Here is a 20,334-nt window from a genome sequence, read left to right on the forward strand (position 1 = left end):
CTGCTATCTTTGAATGTTTTCCAAACACCTTCTCTGCCCCCAACTCACGGCCTCGCGAATGTCCGAAAATGTGTTGTGCCAACCCGTTTCCGGACGCAAAGACCAAAAGGCATTTCTCGATCTCGAAAAACGCCTCTACCGGGACGACCCCAACTGGGTCCCGCCCCTGTGGAGCGAACGGGTCAAATTGCTGGGATTCAAGCACCATCCGTTCTACGACGACGCCGAAGGGCAGACCTTCCTGGTTCGCCGCGGCGACCGTGTCGTCGGCCGAGTCCTGGCGGTCGTCAATCACGCCCACAATCGCTATCACGAAGAAACACGTGGGTTCTTTGGATTCTTCGAATGCGAAGACGATGAAGAAGCCGCCGTCGAACTTCTCAACACCGCCGGCGATTGGCTGAAAGAACGCGGGATGACCGGCGTCCGCGGCCCGGTTCACCCCAGCCTGAATTACGAAGTTGGGTTGTTGGTCGATGGCTTCGATACACCGCCGACATTCCTGATCCCCTACAACCATCCGTACTACGAACGGCTGATCCAAGCCGCCGGCTTCGAAAAGTCTCAAGACCTCTACAGCTACGAAGCCTCGATCGACATCCTGGAAACGCTCGATCCCAAGTTGCTGTTTGTGATCGAAGAATCGACTCGGCGTTTCAATGCCGAATGTCGCACGATCGATCCCAAGAACTTCCACGCTGACGTCCGCGTGTTCTTGGACATCTACAACCAATCGCTGCAGCGAACCTGGGGCTATGTCCCAATGAGCGAATCGGAAGTGGACGAGCAAAGCAAAGGCCTGAAAAACCTGTTGCTCCCCAAACTCACCAGCATCGCCGAAATCGACGGCAAACCCGTCGGAGCTGGCTTCGGCTTGCTCGACTACAACCCGCTGATCAAACAAATCGGCGGCAAGCTGTTTCCGTTCGGCTGGCTGAAACTGTTGCTCGGCCGCAAGAAACTGAAACGACTCCGCTTGGTCAGCGCCAACGTGTTGCCCGAATATCAAAAGTGGGGCCTGGGCTTGGTCACGCTCTATAAAATCTTGCCAGAAGCGATCGACTTCGGAATTGAAATGGGCGAATTCTCCTGGGTCCTCGAAAGCAACCAACTTTCGCGAGGAACGATCGAACGCGGCGGAGCCACCCGCAGCAAAACACACCGCATTTACGACCGATCGTTGACTCCCGAACCGGAGCAGGCTTCCACGTGAGCGATCCCATTTCGATCGATTCGATTCTCGGGCCTGGTGGCAGCATCAGCCGCCGATTGCCACGCTACGAACCTCGCGAACAGCAACTCGAGATGGCTCGTGCGGTCTCCTCCGCATTGACCGACCGCGAACACTTGGTCGTCGAAGCGGGCACGGGAACGGGGAAGAGCTTCGCCTACTTGGCCGCCGCGATCCTGCACGCCACTTCCGACCAAACCGAATCGGGACCCAAAAAACCCAACCCTTCATCGGACTCGGTCGACGACCGCATCCCGCCCGCTGGTGAGCAAAAAGAAAAACCCGATCGTCCCAAACGCGTCCTGATTTCAACCCACACGATCAGCCTGCAAGAACAACTGATCGGCAAAGACATCCCACTTCTCAACAGCGTCATCCCGCGAGAGTTTTCCGCGGTGCTGGTGAAAGGTCGCAACAACTATCTGTCACTGCGCCGGATGGGACGGGCCGTTGAAAAATCCGTGTCGTTGATGGCCAACGATTTCCAGATGCAACAGCTTCGCGAAATCCGCAAGTGGTCCGACAACACCGCTGACGGTTCGCTCTCAACGTTGCCGATCAAACCCGACGGACAAGTCTGGGACGAGGTCCGCAGCGACACGGGCAATTGCCTTCGCAACAAATGCCCGAACTTCAAGGACTGCTTTTACTTCCAAGCTCGACGCCGAGCCCAGAACGCACAACTGTTGATCGTCAATCACGCGATGCTGTTCACCGACATCGCGATGCGACGGCAGGGTGTTTCTCTGCTGCCCGACTACGACGCGATCATCCTCGACGAATGCCACACCATCGAATCCGTCGCCGGTGACCACCTTGGCATTCGATTGACCAGCGGCCAATTCGATTACCTGTTTGATCGTCTTTACAACGATCGCCAACAAAAGGGTTTGCTCGTCGCGCACAACCTGGACGCGTTGCAAAGGATGGTCGACCGATGCCGATTCGCGGCCAGCGAAATGTTTGCTGGTGTGCTGGACTGGATGCAAGAATCACGCTCACGAAATGGTCGCGTGCATCATCCCGAAGTGGTGCCCAATCCGCTCAGCGAACCGATGGAGATCCTCGCGCGACGGCTGCGAGCTCATGCGGACGCACAAGACAACGATTCCGATCGACAAGACTTCCAATCCGCTCACGATCGACTTCTCGCCTTGGCCGGCGGTCTGCGTGAATGGCTCGACCAATCGCTCAAACAAGAATCGGTTTATTGGGTGGAAACCTCCGGCAGTCGTCGCGGGATGGACCGAGTCTCCCTGTCCGCTTCGCCAATCGACATCGGTCAAACGCTTCGCGAAGAGGTTTTTCAAAACGAGGAAATTGGCTCGGTCATCATGACCAGTGCCACGCTGGCGACCGGCGAACAAGACAAGTTCAAATTCTTCCGCAGTCGTGTGGGTCTGACGACAGGCCGCTCCCTCCAAGTCGGCAGCCCCTTCGACTACGAGAAACAAGCCAAACTGATCATCGTCCGTGGACTGCCTGATCCCTCCGCGAAACGAGACGAATTCGAAGCGGCACTCCCCCAACAAATCAAGCGATTCGTTGGACACACCGATGGTCACGCGTTCGTGCTCTTCACGAGTTACTCGTTGCTTCGCAAGTGCGCCGAAGCAATCACGCCGTGGTGCATCGAACGCAACCTGCATCTGTACAGCCAAGCGGGCGAACAGAACCGAACGCAATTGCTCGATTCCTTCCGAAAAGACCCGCGTGGCGTGCTACTTGGCACTGACAGTTTCTGGCAGGGAGTCGACGTTCCTGGCGACGCTCTCACCAACGTTGTGATCACGAAGCTGCCGTTCTCTGTTCCCGATCATCCGCTACTCGAAGCACGGCTCGAAACGATCCGTGCCCGTGGTGGGCATCCATTCCCTGACTACCAATTGCCCGAAGCCGTGATCAAATTCCGGCAGGGCTTTGGGCGTCTGATCCGCACCCGCGATGACTCGGGGATGGTCGTGGTCTTGGACCCTCGAATCCGATCCAAACCTTACGGCCGACTTTTCCTCAGCGCACTTCCACCACTGCCATGCCACGACGTCGGCACCGTCCCGCGTCAAAAAACAAAGAAGCAGTGAGCAAGCCGCTTCTATTCGACGGCCCCATCCGGGGCGGGATTGTGGTCTCCATCAATGTTCTCGGGGCTTCCACCCCGAGCGAACGATGACGGCCCCTCCCGGGGCGAATGAACATGGATGGCTCCGGAGGAGCCCGCGTTGATAGCTCGGGGCAGAAGCCCCGAGACTACTGAACGTTTGGGCTTGGAGAGTATTGTCGCTTGCGCAAGTTTTCATCCCGGTAGGGATGCAAGATGGTAGCCGTCGGTAAGCGATAGCGCCACCGATGGACATGCAAACCCCACGCCGCCACTCTCCATCCCGCCGTGGCCATTGGCCACGGCGGGATGGAGAGTTTTATGGAACCTCGTTTTCCGGGGGTACGCTGCGACGCAGCGACCCCCGGCTACCATCTGAAATCCCTACCGGGATGAAGAAAGACAGAAGCCGGAAGAAAAATTGCATTCGCTATCGGAACGCCAAGGGCAAACATTTCGCAGCCCAGGGCAGTGCGAGCCACTTCCCATGCTCGGCCCTCACCCTCGCGTACGCCTGAACGGCGTCACTCGCCCCCCAACTTCGATTTGGGAGAGGTTCAGTAGGCAGAAACCCACTGAAAAGCGGGATCGATCGACTCACAAACTCTAGCGAGCGGAGGTGAGTGATTCGCCAGAGCTGACAATGGATTCGTGGAACATCTGCAACTCTTTCTCGAGTTGCTGGTTGCTACGATACAGCTTGACCAATCGCTGATGCGTTTCCTTGAGCTGAGTGGCCAACTTCTCGTTGTAGGTCTCCAGCGAAATCCGCTCGACTTCGGTTTGCTCGAAATCCTGCTCCAACTTCAGCTTCTCAGCTTGAGCGGCTGTGGTCATGTTCTTGGTCGCATCAATCGCCCGTTGAAGCACTTCGTTCTCGTAAGTCAGCTCTTGAGTTCGCGTGCTCAACTCCGCCAAACGCAGGCGAATGCGTCGCAAAACAAAGCGATAATCGTTCAAAGGCCGAACGTAGTAGGTGTCGATCAGGCGAGCGACTCCTTCATCGATCAACGCATCCGCGGCTTCCTCTTTGACGACCAACAGATCGTCTTTGGAGAATTTGACCTTGCCAGAATCACCCTGCTGCAAGCGACTGTCGACCGCACGTCCGCTGCCGTCAAAGAATCCACCATCCAAAGCACCGCGTTGATCGGGGCTGTCCACGACGATCTCATGATTCTTGGTGAACTCGATTTTGACCCATTTGCTCAATGGCTCGTCATCGGGCAAAGACCGTGTTCCGTCGCGGAGGTACTCGGCTCGCGACTGAGCTGAGATCTGGTTGCTGAGCAACCGGTTGACCAATTCATCATCGATTCGGCCGAACACATTGTTGTCGTCTTCCACGCTTCCCTCCGCCACAAAGGGCTCGTGCCCATCAAGCGGCAGCAATTCGTAAACGGACCAACTGACCGCTTGGCGGCTTTCGATGGCCTGACGCTGCTGCGGCAACAGGGGAGCGGTCGGTTGCAACGTGACCTGAGTCGGCGAGGTCGCCGTCACTCGGTATTCGCCCAGATAGAAAATCGGACCGGGAACATTCAAATTGGGTTGTGGGCCTTCGGCGAACCCATAGACGACCAAGCCATCCGGAATCAGCGGCAAGGGAGCCAATTCGACTTCGCCTTCGTCCGCTTCCTCGGCTGGCAACCCATCAACGGGAACCTCCTGCTGGGGGGAAGACAAGACAATTTGGCCACCATTGTTGAAATCCGCATTGGTGAGGCGCAGTCCGCGCCACCGCCGACCAGCTTCGGTGCCCAACTTGGCCAATTTCTGGGCCATTGGCAGGACGCCTTCGCCCGACAGCGGGTCATTGGGATTGCCATACCGCAATTCCAATTGCTCCGCCTCGACCGAGGCCAGCCTGGACTCGAGTTCCTCTTTGACTTTGTGCCACTCAGAACGACTTTTCAACGCCCCAGCGACAGGGAAGACGAAAATCACGGCCAAAATCGTCGTGATGACGACGGGAGTGATCTGGTACCACCGCCAATGAGGCGCCGCTTTCCAGACCAAGATGGCCTGGGCGATGACGACAACTATCAGAACGAGAAGAAGTACGTACTGCATCAGAGCAATTGATTGAGAAGCGGCAGAACTACCAAAGAGGGATCCTTGACGGGCTAGCTTAATCCAGTCCAACGCCAGCTTGGAGAATTTTCATCAACTTTTCCGTTCCGGTCGTCCGTGTCGGTGCCCGTGACCAACCGATCGGCACAATCGGAACATCCCTCACGATGGGGCGCCGATTGAAGCGGTTCGAGCGGTTTGCACCGACTTGCCGGTCAAGCCGATCCGCCAGATCGTCCGAAATGATCCTGTGAACACGTCCGCATCGAACGCGCGACGTGTGTCGAACATCCAGGTCTCGGAAGGCGATCGATCGTGACGATGCGAAAAACACTGTCCATTTGGATACTAACCGGATCCGTCCTCTTGCCAGCGGCAATGGGGTGCAACCGCCCTCACTATCGCAAACAGGCAGACAACGAAGCCTACGCGTTGATGGACGAGAAAGCCTCGCACGTGTCACGCCCGGTCGACGCGCCCTTGCGGATCGAACTGGACCGACGCAGCCGAATGTACAACCCATTCGACCTCGACTTCCAACCGATGCCGCTGGATGACCCAGCCTCGAATCGGTACATGCAGTGCGTCGACGGCCGACGCGGCTACCCGATGTGGGAAGCCAATGGACTGACCAACGCCGCCGAAAGTCCGGATTGGTGGCAGTTCCTTCCGCTCAATGACGACGGGATCCTCGAACTCAACTCAGAGAACGCGGTCAAGATCGCGCTGCTGCACTCCCCAGACTACCAGCGTCAGTTGGAGCAGTTGTATCTGTCTGCCCTGGACGTCTCGAGCCAGCGGTTTCAATTCGACACCCAATACTTCGCCGGTGCCGGTGCTTCGTTCAGCCAGAATGATCAACGCTTCGGAGCCTTCCGCGATTCCGATTCCGTCACCAGCGTGGGCGGGGACGCAGCCCTGAGTCGACAGTTCGCGACCGGTGCCAATCTGCTGGTGAACTTTGCCAACGAAATTGTCTGGAACCTGAATGGTCCCGACACGGCAACGACGTCCACCGTGCTCGACTTCACCTTGTTGCAACCCTTGCTCCGAGGTGCGGGACGCGACCGCATCATGGAATTGTTGACTTTGTCGGAACGTCGGCTGCTTGCCAACGTTCGCAACTTCGAACGATTCCGCCGCGGTTTCTACTTGGAAATCGTCACGGGACGCAACAACGACAGCAGCGTCAGTCGCTCTGGAGGTACGTTCTCCGCCAACACCGGTGCCTTCACCGGGTTCGATTCAGGCTTTGCCAATCTGGGTGGCAGTGGAGGAACCGGCGTGCCACAGGCCGGTGGGTTCATCGGTCTGCTTCAAGACCAACTGCAAATCCGCAACTTGGAAGAGAACATCGCTCGGCTCGGCGAGAACCTGGTCATTCTCGACAACACGCTGATCGAATTGCTGACCACCATTCCCGATGACCCTGAAGCCATCATTCGCCAGCGACTGCAAATCGCGCAAGCACGATCCGCTCTGCTGAGCTCGCAAAGCTCCTTGGTTTCGCGTCGTGTTGGCTACCAAAACTCGGTTGACTCCTTCCTGCGTGACCTTGGATTGCCACCTTATATCTGTGTCGAAATCAACGACCCGATGCTGGAACGCTTCGAACTGATCGACCGAACCCTTCGAAGTCGCCGTGAAGAACTGATTGATGTCCGCTTGGCAGTGGGCGAGATCAACATCGGATTGCTGGAATCCAGCGAAACCACCATCAACGAAGAGACCGGACTGCCGGAAACCAAACTCCAGTGGGACGAAACCACGATTCGCTTGATCGAACGACTTCGATCTTCGGTTGAACCGTTGTCGAAATTCACGGGTGATTTGATCGCCGAAGATTTGCCCCGCGTGGAAGCGGACCTCAAGCAGTTGGCGGAGCTCATTCCGGAGCGTCGCAACCAAACCGATTCGTTGCTGGAACTGTACCGCGAAGAACAAGCCACGGTGTGTTCGCTGCTGGGAATCGAAACCGTTGACGAATCCATCTTCGACCTCGAACCCGTGCTCGAACTCGGCGAAGAACTGGAATCACAGTTCAATGAAATCGCCAGTCGTCTGGACGCCTACAAAACGGCGGTGGATCAACTCAATGAACAAATCGATGTCTTCCTGCAAACCGGACCACGATCCGAAAACAGCGTTGAAATCGCGGTTCAAGTTCGCAATGAAGTGATTCTGGCCAGCCAAGACTTGCTCGCCAACCTGGGCGAAGACGTCCTGGCGTTGCAGTTGATTCAAGCCCGCTCGCGAGTCGAATCGCTGCTGCTTCCCGAAGTCGAAATCAACCCTGCCGAAGCACTGCAGATCGCTCGCGTGAACCGTCGTGACTGGGCCAATGCTCGGGCCGCCCTGGTGGACACGTTCCGCCGAATTGAATTCTTCGCCGACGATCTTGAAAGCGACTTGGACCTGGTCGTCTCCGGCGGTGTCAGTCAATCCGCGGTGACCGATCTTCCCAACAATGACAACACCAGCCTCCGGCTTGGGCTTCGTTGGGACGCCCCAATCACTCGCTTGCAAGAACGCAACACCTACCGCCAAGCCTTGATCGAATACGAGCAAGCCAAACGGTCGTACTACAACTTCGAAGACAGCGTGTGGCAAGGTCTGCGTTCCAGCATTCGCCAGCTGCAGGCCAACCGGATCAACTTTGAATTGGGACGCCAATCCGTCCGGATCGCAGCCAACCAATTGGAACTCAACGAGGACATTCGGTCCTTCCGAGATGCCCGCGGCTTGAACAGCGGCCCGACCGCTGCTCGCGATACGATCTCGGCACTGGGTGACTTGCTCGATTCACAAAACTCGTTGCTGAACATCTTTGTGAACTTCGAAGTCGTTCGCCGTGGTCTCGACTTGGATCTCGGAACCATGGAACTGACGTCCGACGGACTGTGGATTGATCCAGGCCCCATCGAGCCTGAATTCCTGCTGGGTCTGGTCGGCACGTCCGAAGGCGGCCTGATCGATTGCGGTGTCACAACCTCCAACGCCCTGTGCCCCACTCCTGATTGCGGGATGCCATTGAAAGAGCAACCCAAAGAACCCATCTTTGGATTCTGATTCAACGTCCTGCGGGGTCGCATCCGGCTCGCTCCGGTGGTCTTTGCAACCGGCAACGGTTGCAAAGACATTGACCAACTCACTTTGTCGGCCGAACTCTGTTTGCCGATCGGCTCACTTGACCGGTTCGGCAAACAGCTCGGGATACTTTTCAGTGAGCTGACGTCGCAGTTTCGGACGTGCCTTCAAAGCGGAGCCCATCTTCCGAACCATCTTGGGATTGTTGATGCCGCCCAGCTCGTGATCGGTCGGCATGATCTCGCTGTCCCAATCGGCAAGCTCAGAGGGACGCACATTGTCGCGGTAAAACGCACCGGTGGTGAACGGCGTTGGAACAAACGAGCCGACCAAGCTCATGTCCAATTCGGGTTCAATCTGGCCTTCCATCCCGAGCGCCCACAAACACGCGTTCGCAAAGCAACGACGCGTGTCTTCATCGAGCAAGTCTTCCGACGCGCCGAACGAGAAGTAAGCCACGCGTGCATCTTTCTTGTCGCCCGATGGCGCGACGTAGTGATCGCGAGTCCAACCGGCCGACACCTTGGGCTTGTCCGTGTTGACATCGTCACTCGGCTCAAACGTGTTCAAGACTTGAACTTCCACCAATGGCGTCGCTCCCGTCGGCGGCTGAGACTTGTAGGCCCCGCTGTAACCATGCATCGTGCCGACTCCGGTCATGATGGGGTGCTCCTTGGCAGAATCCAACGCCGTGATCCGGCTGCTTGAACTGTGATTGCCGCCATAGTGACTTTGCCCGCGTTGCGCATGCCAGGTGTTGCCAAAGACCTGCTCACCCAAACCGCCGAGGTAGTCGTCACCGCTGTAGTTGAAGTTGAGCTTCGACCACTTGCCCTTTTGGCCGTTGAAGCAGTGAGTCGACGTCCGCGCCCCCACGACCGGACCACCTCGTTCAAAGTAATCCACCAACAGGTCAACCTGATCGTCGGGCAGCTTCATGAAACGGGTGAAGAAAAACAGCAGGTCCGCATCCTTGAGGGCTTCCATCCCGGGAACGGCTGCATCACCGGCTTTGATCTCGCCGTCCTGGTCGATTCCAAACAACACGGTGCATCGAAAGCCGTGATGCTTGGCCAAAATTTTCGCGAGCAGTGGGCACGCTTGTTCGGACCGGTATTCGTGATCATTGGCGATGAACACGATGTGCTTGCCTTTTCCGATCCCTTCCCCGCCTTCGTAAACCAGCGGCGCAGAATCGGAATCCGCCGCCAAACTGGTGAGCGGAAAAGTGACAAGTGACAGCAAAGCCAGAGAGAGCCAAGTCTTCATAGATTCAGTGTGTGATCGAGGTGGGATGAATGGGAGGTGTCGTTCACCATCACGCGGCGGCCCGATTTCAACCCCAAGCCAACACGTCACGAACAACAGGTGACTATGAATTTAGTCCATCTTCACCTCGATCGCGTGACGATCTGTCCCGCTTTCTTCAAAACGCCCCCACATCCGACCCCATGTCGCAATTCCATTGACTTGTGACGCAACCACCGAAGCTCCCTTGGAACCATGGTGAATGCGTCAACTGCGAACCGGGCCTAGATAAAACCGGGCCTGGATAGAACCGGCCTGGGCAAAACGGGAGATGGGTACAACAGAACACGGAGAACGGTGGGGAAGAGCAGGGCGGAGTTTTCGATCGCCTCGATGGGGACAAGGAACGCTCAAAGCACCGCAAGACCACCGCTCATTCCTGCCTTCCCGTGGTGACTCCGCCCACACGACTGGTACCTGCTCTGGCGGACGCGAGTACAATGCGGCGTCTGATTCCCACCCGATCCTCCCCCCAACCGATCAGTGTCATGACGTCGAACTCCATGCGAGCATCCTGTCGATTCCGCGACCTTTCCCCGCGATTTTCGTTGGCTTCGTTTCTTCTTGTTTCGTGCACTCTTGCTTGTCTTTCGTTCTCACAAGCCATCGCAAACGATCGCCCCAATGTGGTGATCGTGATGGCCGATGACCTCGGGTATGGCGACATTGGTTGCTACGGAGCCAAGGGTCTGGAAACTCCCAACATCGATCGCATGGCATCCGAGGGTTGCCAATTCACCAGCGGCTATTGCTCGGCGTCCACCTGCACGCCGACCCGCTATTCGTTCCTCACCGGCTCCTACGCGTTTCGTTTCCCCGGTACCGGCATCGCACCACCGAACAGCCCCGCGTTGATTCCCGCGGGAACCACGACCACTGCCAGCGTGCTGCAAGAGGCGGGCTACAAAACCGCCGTCATCGGCAAGTGGCACCTGGGCTTGGGCGAAAAGAACGAAGGCCCGGACTGGAATGGGGATCTGAAACCAGGACCTTTGGAGATAGGCTTCGACCACTGCATCTTGCTTCCCACCACCAACGATCGCGTGCCACAGGTCTACGTGAACAACCACAACGTCGAGAACTTGGATCCGGCCGATCCACTGTGGGTTGGCAACAAGAAACCCTCCCAAGACCACCCCACAGGAATCACCCATCGCGACACATTGAAGATGGATTGGTCGCACGGTCACAACTCCACGATTCACAACGGCATCAGTCGCATTGGGTTCTACACCGGAGGCCACGCCGCTCGGTTCCGCGACGAAGACTTGTCGGATCGCTGGGTGGCAGAATCCAAACGATGGATCAGCGACCACAAAGAGGAACCGTTTTTCCTATTCTTTGCCTCACACGATCTGCACGTGCCTCGAGTCGTGAATGAACGCTTCCAGGGCAGCACCGCACTCGGACCTCGAGGGGATGCCATCGCGGAACTGGATTGGTGCGTGGGCGAACTGATGAAGTCGCTCGAAGAAAACGGACTGACCGAAAAAACCTTGCTCGTGTTCTGCAGCGACAACGGCCCAGTTTTGGACGATGGCTACAAAGACGATGCCAACGAAAAACTTGGCGAGCATGATCCAAATGGTCCCTATCAAGGCGGCAAGTACACGGTTTACGAAGGCGGAACGCGAACGCCTTTCATCACCCGGATGCCCGGCACCATTCCCGTCGGTGTCAGCGACGAACTGGTTTGCACCATCGACTTTGCCGCCAGTCTCGCCGCCCTGGTCGGACAAGAACTTCCGAACGACGCTTGCCTGGACAGCCACAACGTGCTGGGAGCGTTGATGAATCAGTCCGGTGCCTCCGGTCGAGAGCATCTGGTCCAGCAAGACAACGGAAAAGTTGGCAACTACGGCTATCGCGTTGGCGATTGGAAACTCGTTCGCCACGACCAAAAGAAGTCCTACAACTTCGACCTGTCGATGACACGAAAATCAGTCCCCCAATTCGCTCTTTACAACCTTGAATCGGATCCAGCCGAACAGAACGATTTGAGTCAGAGCGAACCCCAACGAGCGAAGCAAATGCAACAGGAACTTCAACAGCTTCTCGACGCCGGTCGCAGTCGCTAAGCAGCAACAGCCAGTTGCTTGAGTCGTTAACGACGTATCAACGCCTGTAGAATGGGCACTCTTGCCCGTCAACGTGGTGAATATCACCGCCCCGCGGTCGTTGGATCACCCCGACATCCACCACCAGTCGCGGAGCGACGATAGTTGCTCACCGCCCCGTACGATGGGCTTCCAAGCCCGTCGCAATGGAACCCCGACACGTGAGCGAGGCACGACCTCGAATCCCTCACTCACCCTTCGCGTTTCCCAAAACCAATCAAAAAAAGCCGCCCACTGGAATCATCCGGTGAGCGGCTTTTCTGATGGATCCAACTCAATTGCGTTTGCAAATCATGCGGTCGCGAGTTTGGACTCTTCGCTTGCAATCATTTGTCGAAGGATCTCGTCCAGCGACACGCGGATGTCCCAGTCCGGGTAATCACGTCGCAGTTTGCTCAGGTCGCTGATGTAGCAAATGTGATCGCCTTTGCGATTGTCATCGCCCAGCGTCCACTTCACTTTGTGACCCGAGATGTCTTCGATCTTCTGAATGCATTCCAGCACGCTGGCCGCGTTGTCGCGTCCGCCACCGATGTTGTAAACCTCGCCTGGACGCGGGTTCTTCGAGAACGCTTCGAAGGCTTTGACCACATCGCTGCATTCGATTTGGTCGCGAACTTGTTTGCCTTTGTATCCAAAGATCGTGTAGGGCTTGCCCGTCACGGCCACGTGAACGAGGTAACTCAAGAACCCATGCAACTCGACGCCGCTGTGGCTGGCCCCGGTCAAGCATCCGCCTCGGAAGATTCCGGTCTTCAACCCGAAGTACTTGCCGTACTCCTGAGCCAACACGTCCGCCGCCGTCTTGGACGCGCCAAACAGCGAGTGCATCGTTTGGTCGATGCGGCACGACTCAGAGATGCCAGCGTGGTCTTCTTCGCGGGCATATTCCCAGCGGGTTTCCAATTCGTCCAGCGGCAACTCGTTGGGGGCATCGCCGTAAACCTTGTTCGTGCTCATGTGGCAGAACACAGCCTCGGGTGCATGCTGACGAGTTCCCTCGAGCAGGTTCAATGTTCCGTTGGCGTTGACTTCAAAATCCAGAAACGGAATCGCGGCGGCTTTGTCGTGCGATGGTTGGGCCGCACAGTGAATCACCAAATCCGGTGGCTCGTTCTTGAACAGGTCCAACACGCCTTCGCGGTCGCGAATGTCCAACGAGACGGTTCGGAAGTTCGAGGTTTCCTGTTCCAGTCGCGACTGGTTCCACTTGGTGCTGCCATCCGGGCCGAAAAAGGTGGCGCGCATGTCGTTGTCGATGCCGATGACTTCGTCACCCAGGGCGTCCCAATGCCGCACCGCGGCCGAGCCGATCAGCCCACTGGAACCTGTCACAATCACACGCATAGCACGTCAAACCTACCTAAAAACCAACTTCCAAAAGAAAACTGCGTCTGATTGTAATTCGCAATCGAAACACCAAAACCGCCACGTTTTATTTTCAATGAAACGACATCGACGGCTGGTTGCCCATTTCAGTGAGGGCCGCTTGAACGCCCGCGGAGCGTATTCGCCAGAGTCTTTCGGACGCTTCAGGCAGCCTGTTTCACGGCCACGGGAGCCTCGGCCGGGGTGTTGGGGCGGATCATTCGGGTCATCTCCAAAATTTCCGCGATCGCCAGGGCTTGCTCAGCAGCGGTTTGTGTCAAATCCAAAAACAGCACGCGTTTGCCGCGAATTTCGCACCAGGTGCTGCCAGCCCCCTCCAATGGTTCGCCGCGAATTTCAAATCCATTTTGGCGGGCGATGCGGGTCATCCGTTTCAGACGATCCAGCACGTTTTCCTCGTCAAACCGATTCATATCGAAGCCTTTGGACTCGCTGGAGACGGGCTTTTCGCCTGCGTGATTGAGGGCGAACAAGTCACCGGGGCAAGCAAGCCGTGGAGGGTAAGGTTTGCGGGCCGGATAGCAGGGATTTATCAACCGTGTGGGTTGTTCCGATAGATCAAACAGCCAATCCCTTCCCGCCCGGATTCCAAACTCAGCTATGTCGCACCAAGCTTCTTCCGCCCAATCGACTCACGCCGCCTCCGAATCCCAAGCCAATGAGCTGACGGTGCTGCGGGAACAGGTGAAACGACTGCAGAATCTGGCGACCCTCGGCGAACTGACCGGCACCGCCACGCACGAATTCAACAACGTGCTGATGACCGTCATCAACTACGCCAAACTGGGACTGCGGAACGAAGACAAAGCCAGCCGCGACAAAGCACTGACGAAAATCCTGGAAGCCTCCGAGCGTGCCGCTCAAATCACCAACACGATCTTGGCCCAAGCCCGCAACCGCAGCGACGCGATGGGCCCAGTCGACTTGAGCGGATTGGTTCGGGAAACCTTGGTGCTGATGCAACGTGAAATGCAAAAGTATCGAATCAGCATCGAAACGGACTTGCCCGAAACCGCGACGGTTCACGCCAGCGGAAACCAAATCCAACGCTTGCTGCTCAACCTGCTGACCAATTCACGACAAGCCATCGGCGAATGCGGCACGCTCTGGATTCGTGTCGCCTCCTGCGACACCGGAGCGGATGGAAACGGCTACGTTGAACTGACGGTTCGCGATTCTGGCAAGGGCATCCCTGAGGACGTTCTGCCAAAGATCTTTGACCCGTACTTCTCCACCAAAGCCGGTCCTGATGAAACAGGAAAGGGCGGCACAGGGTTGGGATTGGCCGCCTGCAAAGAAATCATCGACGAGCACAAAGGACGTGTGCGAGTCGAAAGCTCCGTCGGTCGCGGCACCGCCTTCATCATCCGCCTGCCAATCAGCGCGGCACAACGAGCCGCGGCTTGAAGCGCGTACGCCATCGCCCACCTGCCAAAAAGGTGTCAGGTACCTTTTTGGGGGAATGGGGGTTTTGGCTCGATGCCGGTGTCGTCAGCTGAAGGGTTCAGGCAACATTTTCTTTGCCGAATCGCCTTTGAATCGCTTCCTTCACAGAGCCCGCAGAACCGGCAAACTACCTGTTCTACCAAAAAGGTACCTGACACCTTTTTGGCGTCTGAGTGTGGGGTGACTCGGCGTTTGTCGGTGTCTGGGATCGCATACAATGACGTGTTGTCATTCGTTCCCGCGAACCCGCCCTGCGAAAATGCCCCGTCCACTCAGTGAAGCCCAGCTTGCCGACTACGACCGCCAAGGATTCTTGTTGGCTTCGTCTTTGTTCGATCCCGATGAGATCGAACTGCTGCGACGCTCCGCCAAAGAAGACAAGCGTTTGGACGACCACGCGTTTGGTCGCGACGATGGTGAAGGCGGCACCGTGCGATTGTCTCTTTGGAACCATCCCGGTGACGGTGTCTATGGTGCGTTTGCAAGGTGCGATCGAATCGTGGAAAGGGCTGGGCAACTGTTGCGTGACGAACCCTATCACTATCACTCCAAGATGATCATGAAGGACGCGCGCGTCGGTGGCGCGTGGGCCTGGCATCAAGATTACGGCTACTGGTACGGCAACGGCGTTTTGACGCCGAATCTAGTCAGTTGTTTCATCGCCGTTGATCCGGCAACCAAAGAAAACGGGTGCTTGCAAGTCATCCGCGGCTCCCATGCGTGTGGACGCATTCATCATCAATTGACCGGTCAGCAAGCCGGGGCGGACCCGGAACGCGTGACCGAGATTTTGAAACGGTTCGAGCTCCTGCACGTTGAAATGAGTCCGGGTGATGTGCTCTTCTTCCATTCCAACCTGTTGCACCGCAGCGATCAAAATCACAGCGAGAATCCTCGTTGGTCCATGATCTGTTGCTACAACGCGAAGTCCAATGATCCTTACAAGGAATCGCATCACCCACGCTACACGCCACTGAATCGGTTGCCTGACTCCGCGGTACGCGAGATTGGAGCGCAGCGATTTGACGCCGTTGGCACCGCCGGATCTGGAACGAATGGTTCTGGCCAAGGCGATGAACAAAGTGCATCGATGGCATGGCTGGATCCCAATCGAGATGCCAGCGCAACCGCATTGAACGCGAATTCAAAGGACGCTGAGAATTGACGCAGCGTGAGAGCAACGCGGCCGACTTGGGCATCGATCCCGTTATGCCGAAAGATCGCGAGGTGCCGATCGGGTGCATCGGTGCTGGGTTCATCATGGATGATTGCCAGTTGGTGGCGTACCGAGCCGCGGGATTTCAGCCCGCTGCAATCGCTTCGCGGCGAAGAGAACAAGCCGCCTCGGTGGCAGAGCGGCATGGAATCAGCAAGGTCTTTGACAATCCCAGCGAACTTTTGGCCGACAGTTCAATCCCGGTCATCGACATCGCGGTCCCACCGGACGTTCAACTCGAGATCATTCGGGAAGCGGTGCGGCACCCGCACATCCGTGGCATCTTGGTTCAAAAACCCATCGCGGGTTGTCTTGCCAAAGCCAAGCAAATCGTCGATCTCTGCCGCGACGCTGGTATCACGCTTTGTGTCAATCAAAACATGCGCTACGACCAGTCGGTTCGGGCGTGCAAGACGCTGCTGGCTCAAGGCCAACTCGGCGAGCCTGTTTTAGCGACCATTGACATGCGAGCGATCCCGCACTGGATGCCTTGGCAACAACGGCAGGGGTGGATGACCTGCCGGATCATGTCGATCCACCACTTGGACGCCATGCGGTACTGGTTTGGAGATCCTATTCGTGTCTTCGCCAGCTTCCGGACCGACCCGCGAACGACGTTCTCGCACGTGGACGGCATCGGACTGTACATCCTGGAATACGCCAACGGTTTGCGTTGTCAAATTTGCGACGACGTGTGGGCAGGACCGGCTCGCGAAGGCGCGGCCGAAGACTTGGGGATCACTTGGCGAGTCGAGGGCACCAAGGGGATGGCTCGCGGAACCATCGGTTGGCCCAAGTACCCGCTTCGCAGCCCCAGCACAATCGACTGGACCACGACCGACATCGGCCGATGGGAACAACCACGCTGGGACCAAGTCTGGTTCCCCGACGCGTTCGCCGGACCGATGGCAGAACTGCTGGTCGCTTTGGAAACCGGCATCGAACCCAACCTAAGCGGTCGCGACAACCTTCGTACAATGGCTTTGGTCGACGCATGTTACGAATCAGCGAAAACCCACCGTGCGATCGAGCTCCCAACAACGTTGTAGAATTCATTCACCACGAACTCACATCAATTGGCAAACCGCTGGCAAGCAAATCATTTTTGCGGTCAGCCAATTCCTGAGCCGCCGCGTTCTGGCGAGCGAACCACCAAGCGACAACCAGAAAGATCAGCCAGAGCGGCAAAACAACAAAGAAGAACACCGCCAAGTTTCGCGGGGTCAACAATCGCGTGAGCAAACTGGACGCGGACTTTGACTCATTCGATGACGTCGCGTTTGCGGAGAGAGGTTCGGAAGACATGTTGGCTGTTTCAGACGAGAGGTGAGCAGCGAACGACAAATGGGTAGTGGACGAAGCGACGAGTCCCTTGCACGAGGACTCGTCACCTCGTCCACCACGACAACCGATTGCCCAGCAGCATCAACGATACATCAAATACTTTTCCCGACGTGCTTCGAATTCCGACAGCTCTTCTTGGTAGGCCGCCTGCAACTGCTCCACCGATTGACCGCCAAGGATTCCTTCCGCTGTTTTCTGGCTGACCAACAGACGGTTGAGAGACTTCGTATTCCAGTCATCGGGGGCAAGTCCCTGCAATGTCACGGCAATGGTCAGCGCCGTTCGCAACGGATCAAACTCAGCCCGCTCAGTCAGGATCACGTTCACTCCGCCACACTTTTCATTGGCGAATTTGCTGGCGTCCGGAGTGAACTCGATTGGAACGAAGCTCACCCCGCTCAATCCCTGTGCGTTCAGTTCACGAGCCAATTCCAACGCATCGATCCAGGGAGCACCGAAGTGTTCGAAAGGTGTGTCCGTACCACGGCCCACGGACAAATTGGTCGTCTCCCACAACCCAATCGCCGGATACAGGTAGGCCGCATTGAGACTTCGCATATTCGGTGATGGATTGATCCACACGCGTCCGGTTTGATCGAACCCCGGACGGCCTTCCCAGCCCTCCATCGGAATGACTTGCAAATCCAGGTCGAGTTCCCATTCCGCTTGGAACATCTTGGCCAGCTCACCAATCGTCATCCCATGCCGGACGGGAATGCGATGGTAAGCGATGAAGGATTCGCTGCCCGCATCGGTGACTGGGCCTTGCACCTCCGTCCCGTTGATCGGATTGGGCCGATCCAAAACAACAAACCGAACATCGTTTTCGGCCGCCGCTTTCATCGCACCACCCATCGTCGAGATGTAGGTGTAGAAGCGAACGCCAATGTCTTGAATATCAAAAACCAGCGTGTCGATGCCTTCCAGCATCTCCGCCGTCGGAACACGAGTCTTGCCATACAGACTGTGGACTTTCAATCCGGTCAACGAATCCCGCTGGTCGTCGATGTTGGCTTGATCCAATTGGCCCACAAATCCATGTTCAGGACTGAACAAGGCCACCAGATTCACGTCCTTCGAATCGTGCAGCAACTGAACCGTCGAGACGCCTGCGAGGTTCGTGCCTGTGTGGTTCGTGATCAGGCCCACCTTGCGTCCCGCCAAGGCCGCAAAATCATCTTGCTGCAAGACATCGATCCCGGCCAGCACTTGAGCGGTGACGGCGTTTGTGTGAGCGAAACAAAGCGTGATTGTGAGCAGACAAACGGCAAAGAACTGGTGAGGCATGATCGCTTGAGAGTGAGCGTGATTTTCGGGAAGCAATGTCAATCATAACCCGCCCCACGACCGAACGATCACCTTGGCTGTGTCGCGGACATGTTTCATTGGCCCGTTTGCGGCCCCGCAGGAATCAAGCGACTGGCGACATACCCTGAAACAAAGGTGGTGACGGAGCCGATGATCGCCAACCAAGGCCACGCAACCAGCGTTGCAAATTTGATCGCGGTGAGCACTGCCATGCCGGTCATCATCCCGACCAATGCACCACGTTGGTGAGCGGAAGTGGTCAGAATCCCAAGCAGGAAAACGCCCAACAAGATCCCAGCCGTGAAGCCAGCAATGGCCAGAGCATCGCTGATGACACTGCTCGAAAGGTAGCTCGCACCGATCCCAATCGCGATCTGGATCAATCCAAAGGCAACGGTCAGCTTGCGACTGACGCCGAGAAGGTTGCCAGACACTTCGTCATCGGAACTCTTCTCGTCAGCGACCTTGTTCTCCGATCGGTTGCGGCGAGCAAGCAACCAAGGCTGATAGAAATCCGAGACCGCCGCAGACGCCGAGGAATTCAAGGAACTGGACAACGTGGACATGGCTGCCGCAAACACCGCCGCCAACGTGATGCCGACCAAGCCAACAGGCAGGTAGTCCACGATGAACGCTGCGAACACTTCATCGTTGTGCTCGAACGCTCGCGGATGAATTTGCGAATAGAAGCCTGCCAAAGCGACCCCCAGCAACAAGAACAAAGCGAATTGGATCAGCACCACCACGCCGCTGGCGACCACCGCACGCTGTGCATCCAACGTGCTCCGCGCGGCCAGATAACGCTGAACGATCATTTGATCGGTCCCGTGTGTCCCCAGCGTCAACACGGCTCCTCCGATGACTCCCGACCAAAACGTGAAGGGCTCCGTCAGGACACTGAAGTTGTCGGTCGATCGCCAACGAAAGTCAAAGACCTGGAAACGCCCGGTCTCCTGGCCGAACTCAACGAGTTGTTGCCAACCACCCGGGAAGTAGTTGACCAGGATCTGCAACGACAGCACCCCACCCACCATATAAACCACCAACTGGATGCAGTCGCTCCAGATCACAGCTTTGATCCCACCAAAGAACGTGTAGACGATCGTGAAGCCCCCCAAGATCACAATGCAGCTGACAAGGTCAACGCTGAGAACCTTCTCCAACGCAATGCCGGCCAAGAACAGCCGCAAACCGTCGCCCAGATTCCGGGTGACCAAAAACAACAACGATGCGAACCGTTTGCTGGAGTCGCCAAACCGCGTGGCCAGAATCTCATAGGCCGAATAGATTTCACCGCGGCGAAACAGGGGCACCAACACGACCGCCACAATCAAGCGGCCAATCACCAACCCCATCCCCAACTGCAGAAACCGCATGTCACCGTCGACCGCAAAGGCGATCCCAGGCACACTCAAAAAAGTCGCGGTGCTGGTTTCCGTGGCGACGATCGACCCCAAGATCGACCACCAGGGCATGTCGCGTCCACCCAGCAAGTATCCGGCCAAGTCCTTCTGGTCCCGTCCGACCCACAGACCAAAGCCAACCATCGCGAGCATGTAGATGACCAGAACCGCAAGGTCAAAGGAGCTGATAGCCAAGTGTCGAGTCTCGTGTGCTGTAGTCGATTTTGTGCTTTGAATCCGCCTCGCCTGATCAGTGCGGTTACCTTACTGTATTTTGATGCGATCAGTTTTGTTGCGGTCAGGGAAATCACTCA

The 20,334-nt window shown here is 56.8% G+C and carries 14 protein-coding genes; 7 read left to right on the top strand and 7 right to left on the bottom strand.

The genetic code is table 11. From position 1 onward, the window contains the following. Positions 1 to 58 precede the first annotated feature (58 nt). Positions 59 to 1,213 (top strand): hypothetical protein, encoded by a 1,155-nt coding sequence (locus RISK_RS03830; RefSeq protein ID WP_047812910.1) that lies wholly within the window; start codon positions 59 to 61, stop codon positions 1,211 to 1,213. Next, a complete protein-coding gene (locus tag RISK_RS03835; protein ID WP_047812911.1) occupies positions 1,210 to 3,312 on the top strand; it encodes an ATP-dependent DNA helicase in 2,103 nt (700 codons plus the stop codon). The genes RISK_RS03830 and RISK_RS03835 overlap by 4 nt, the downstream gene beginning before the upstream one ends. 623 nt (positions 3,313 to 3,935) lie before the next feature. On the opposite strand, the gene RISK_RS03840 is transcribed toward RISK_RS03835, so the two are convergent. Continuing rightward, positions 3,936 to 5,402 carry a coiled-coil domain-containing protein gene (locus RISK_RS03840; RefSeq protein ID WP_047812912.1) on the bottom strand — a complete coding sequence of 489 codons (1,467 nt, stop codon included), beginning with the start codon at positions 5,400 to 5,402 and terminating at the stop codon, positions 3,936 to 3,938. 321 nt (positions 5,403 to 5,723) lie between these two features. On the opposite strand from RISK_RS03840, the gene RISK_RS03850 reads away from it, so the two are divergent. Further along, positions 5,724 to 8,471, top strand: coding sequence for a TolC family protein (locus tag RISK_RS03850; RefSeq protein WP_047812914.1), 2,748 nt, complete (start codon positions 5,724 to 5,726; stop codon positions 8,469 to 8,471). Between the two features lie 114 nt (positions 8,472 to 8,585). Here the strand turns inward: RISK_RS03850 and RISK_RS03855 are convergent, their stop codons facing one another. Next, complete coding sequence (locus RISK_RS03855) at positions 8,586 to 9,758, bottom strand: ThuA domain-containing protein (RefSeq protein ID WP_047812915.1); 1,173 nt, start codon at positions 9,756 to 9,758, stop codon at positions 8,586 to 8,588. A gap of 677 nt (positions 9,759 to 10,435) precedes the next feature. Between RISK_RS03855 and RISK_RS03860 the strand changes: the two genes are divergently transcribed. Beyond that, positions 10,436 to 11,875, top strand: a complete 1,440-nt coding sequence (locus tag RISK_RS03860) for a sulfatase family protein (protein WP_390173913.1) — start codon at positions 10,436 to 10,438, stop codon at positions 11,873 to 11,875. 330 nt (positions 11,876 to 12,205) lie between these two features. Here RISK_RS03860 and RISK_RS03865 read toward each other — a convergent pair whose 3' ends face one another. Continuing rightward, positions 12,206 to 13,261 (bottom strand): NAD-dependent epimerase/dehydratase family protein, encoded by a 1,056-nt coding sequence (locus RISK_RS03865; protein ID WP_047812916.1) that lies wholly within the window; start codon positions 13,259 to 13,261, stop codon positions 12,206 to 12,208. 185 nt (positions 13,262 to 13,446) lie between these two features. Next, positions 13,447 to 13,716: a hypothetical protein gene (locus RISK_RS03870; RefSeq protein ID WP_047813038.1), complete on the bottom strand. Its 270-nt coding sequence runs from the start codon at positions 13,714 to 13,716 to the stop codon at positions 13,447 to 13,449. Positions 13,717 to 13,903: 187 nt separating this feature from the next. Here RISK_RS03870 and RISK_RS03875 point away from each other — a divergent pair, with 187 nt between their 5' ends. From RISK_RS03875 to RISK_RS03885, 3 genes are all read left to right on the top strand, one after another. Next, the gene (locus RISK_RS03875; protein WP_047812917.1) at positions 13,904 to 14,710 is read left to right on the top strand and encodes a sensor histidine kinase; all 807 of its coding nucleotides are present in this window, start codon (positions 13,904 to 13,906) and stop codon (positions 14,708 to 14,710) included. Between the two features lie 298 nt (positions 14,711 to 15,008). Next, positions 15,009 to 15,914, top strand: coding sequence for a phytanoyl-CoA dioxygenase family protein (locus tag RISK_RS03880; protein WP_047812918.1), 906 nt, complete (start codon positions 15,009 to 15,011; stop codon positions 15,912 to 15,914). Continuing rightward, positions 15,911 to 17,014: a Gfo/Idh/MocA family protein gene (locus RISK_RS03885; protein WP_047812919.1), complete on the top strand. Its 1,104-nt coding sequence runs from the start codon at positions 15,911 to 15,913 to the stop codon at positions 17,012 to 17,014. The genes RISK_RS03880 and RISK_RS03885 overlap by 4 nt, the downstream gene beginning before the upstream one ends. 7 nt (positions 17,015 to 17,021) lie before the next feature. Here RISK_RS03885 and RISK_RS03890 read toward each other — a convergent pair whose 3' ends face one another. From RISK_RS03890 to RISK_RS03900, 3 genes are all read right to left on the bottom strand, one after another. Continuing rightward, positions 17,022 to 17,270 (bottom strand): hypothetical protein, encoded by a 249-nt coding sequence (locus RISK_RS03890; protein WP_047812920.1) that lies wholly within the window; start codon positions 17,268 to 17,270, stop codon positions 17,022 to 17,024. Between the two features lie 120 nt (positions 17,271 to 17,390). Continuing rightward, entirely contained in the window at positions 17,391 to 18,596 is a 1,206-nt protein-coding gene (locus RISK_RS03895) for an exo-beta-N-acetylmuramidase NamZ family protein (RefSeq protein ID WP_047813039.1), read from the bottom strand. Between the two features lie 95 nt (positions 18,597 to 18,691). Further along, positions 18,692 to 20,215, bottom strand: coding sequence for a sodium:solute symporter (locus RISK_RS03900; RefSeq protein ID WP_047812921.1), 1,524 nt, complete (start codon positions 20,213 to 20,215; stop codon positions 18,692 to 18,694). Positions 20,216 to 20,334: the final 119 nt, after the last annotated feature.

The organism is Rhodopirellula islandica (genome assembly GCF_001027925.1).
Classification (GTDB): domain Bacteria; phylum Planctomycetota; class Planctomycetia; order Pirellulales; family Pirellulaceae; genus Rhodopirellula; species Rhodopirellula islandica.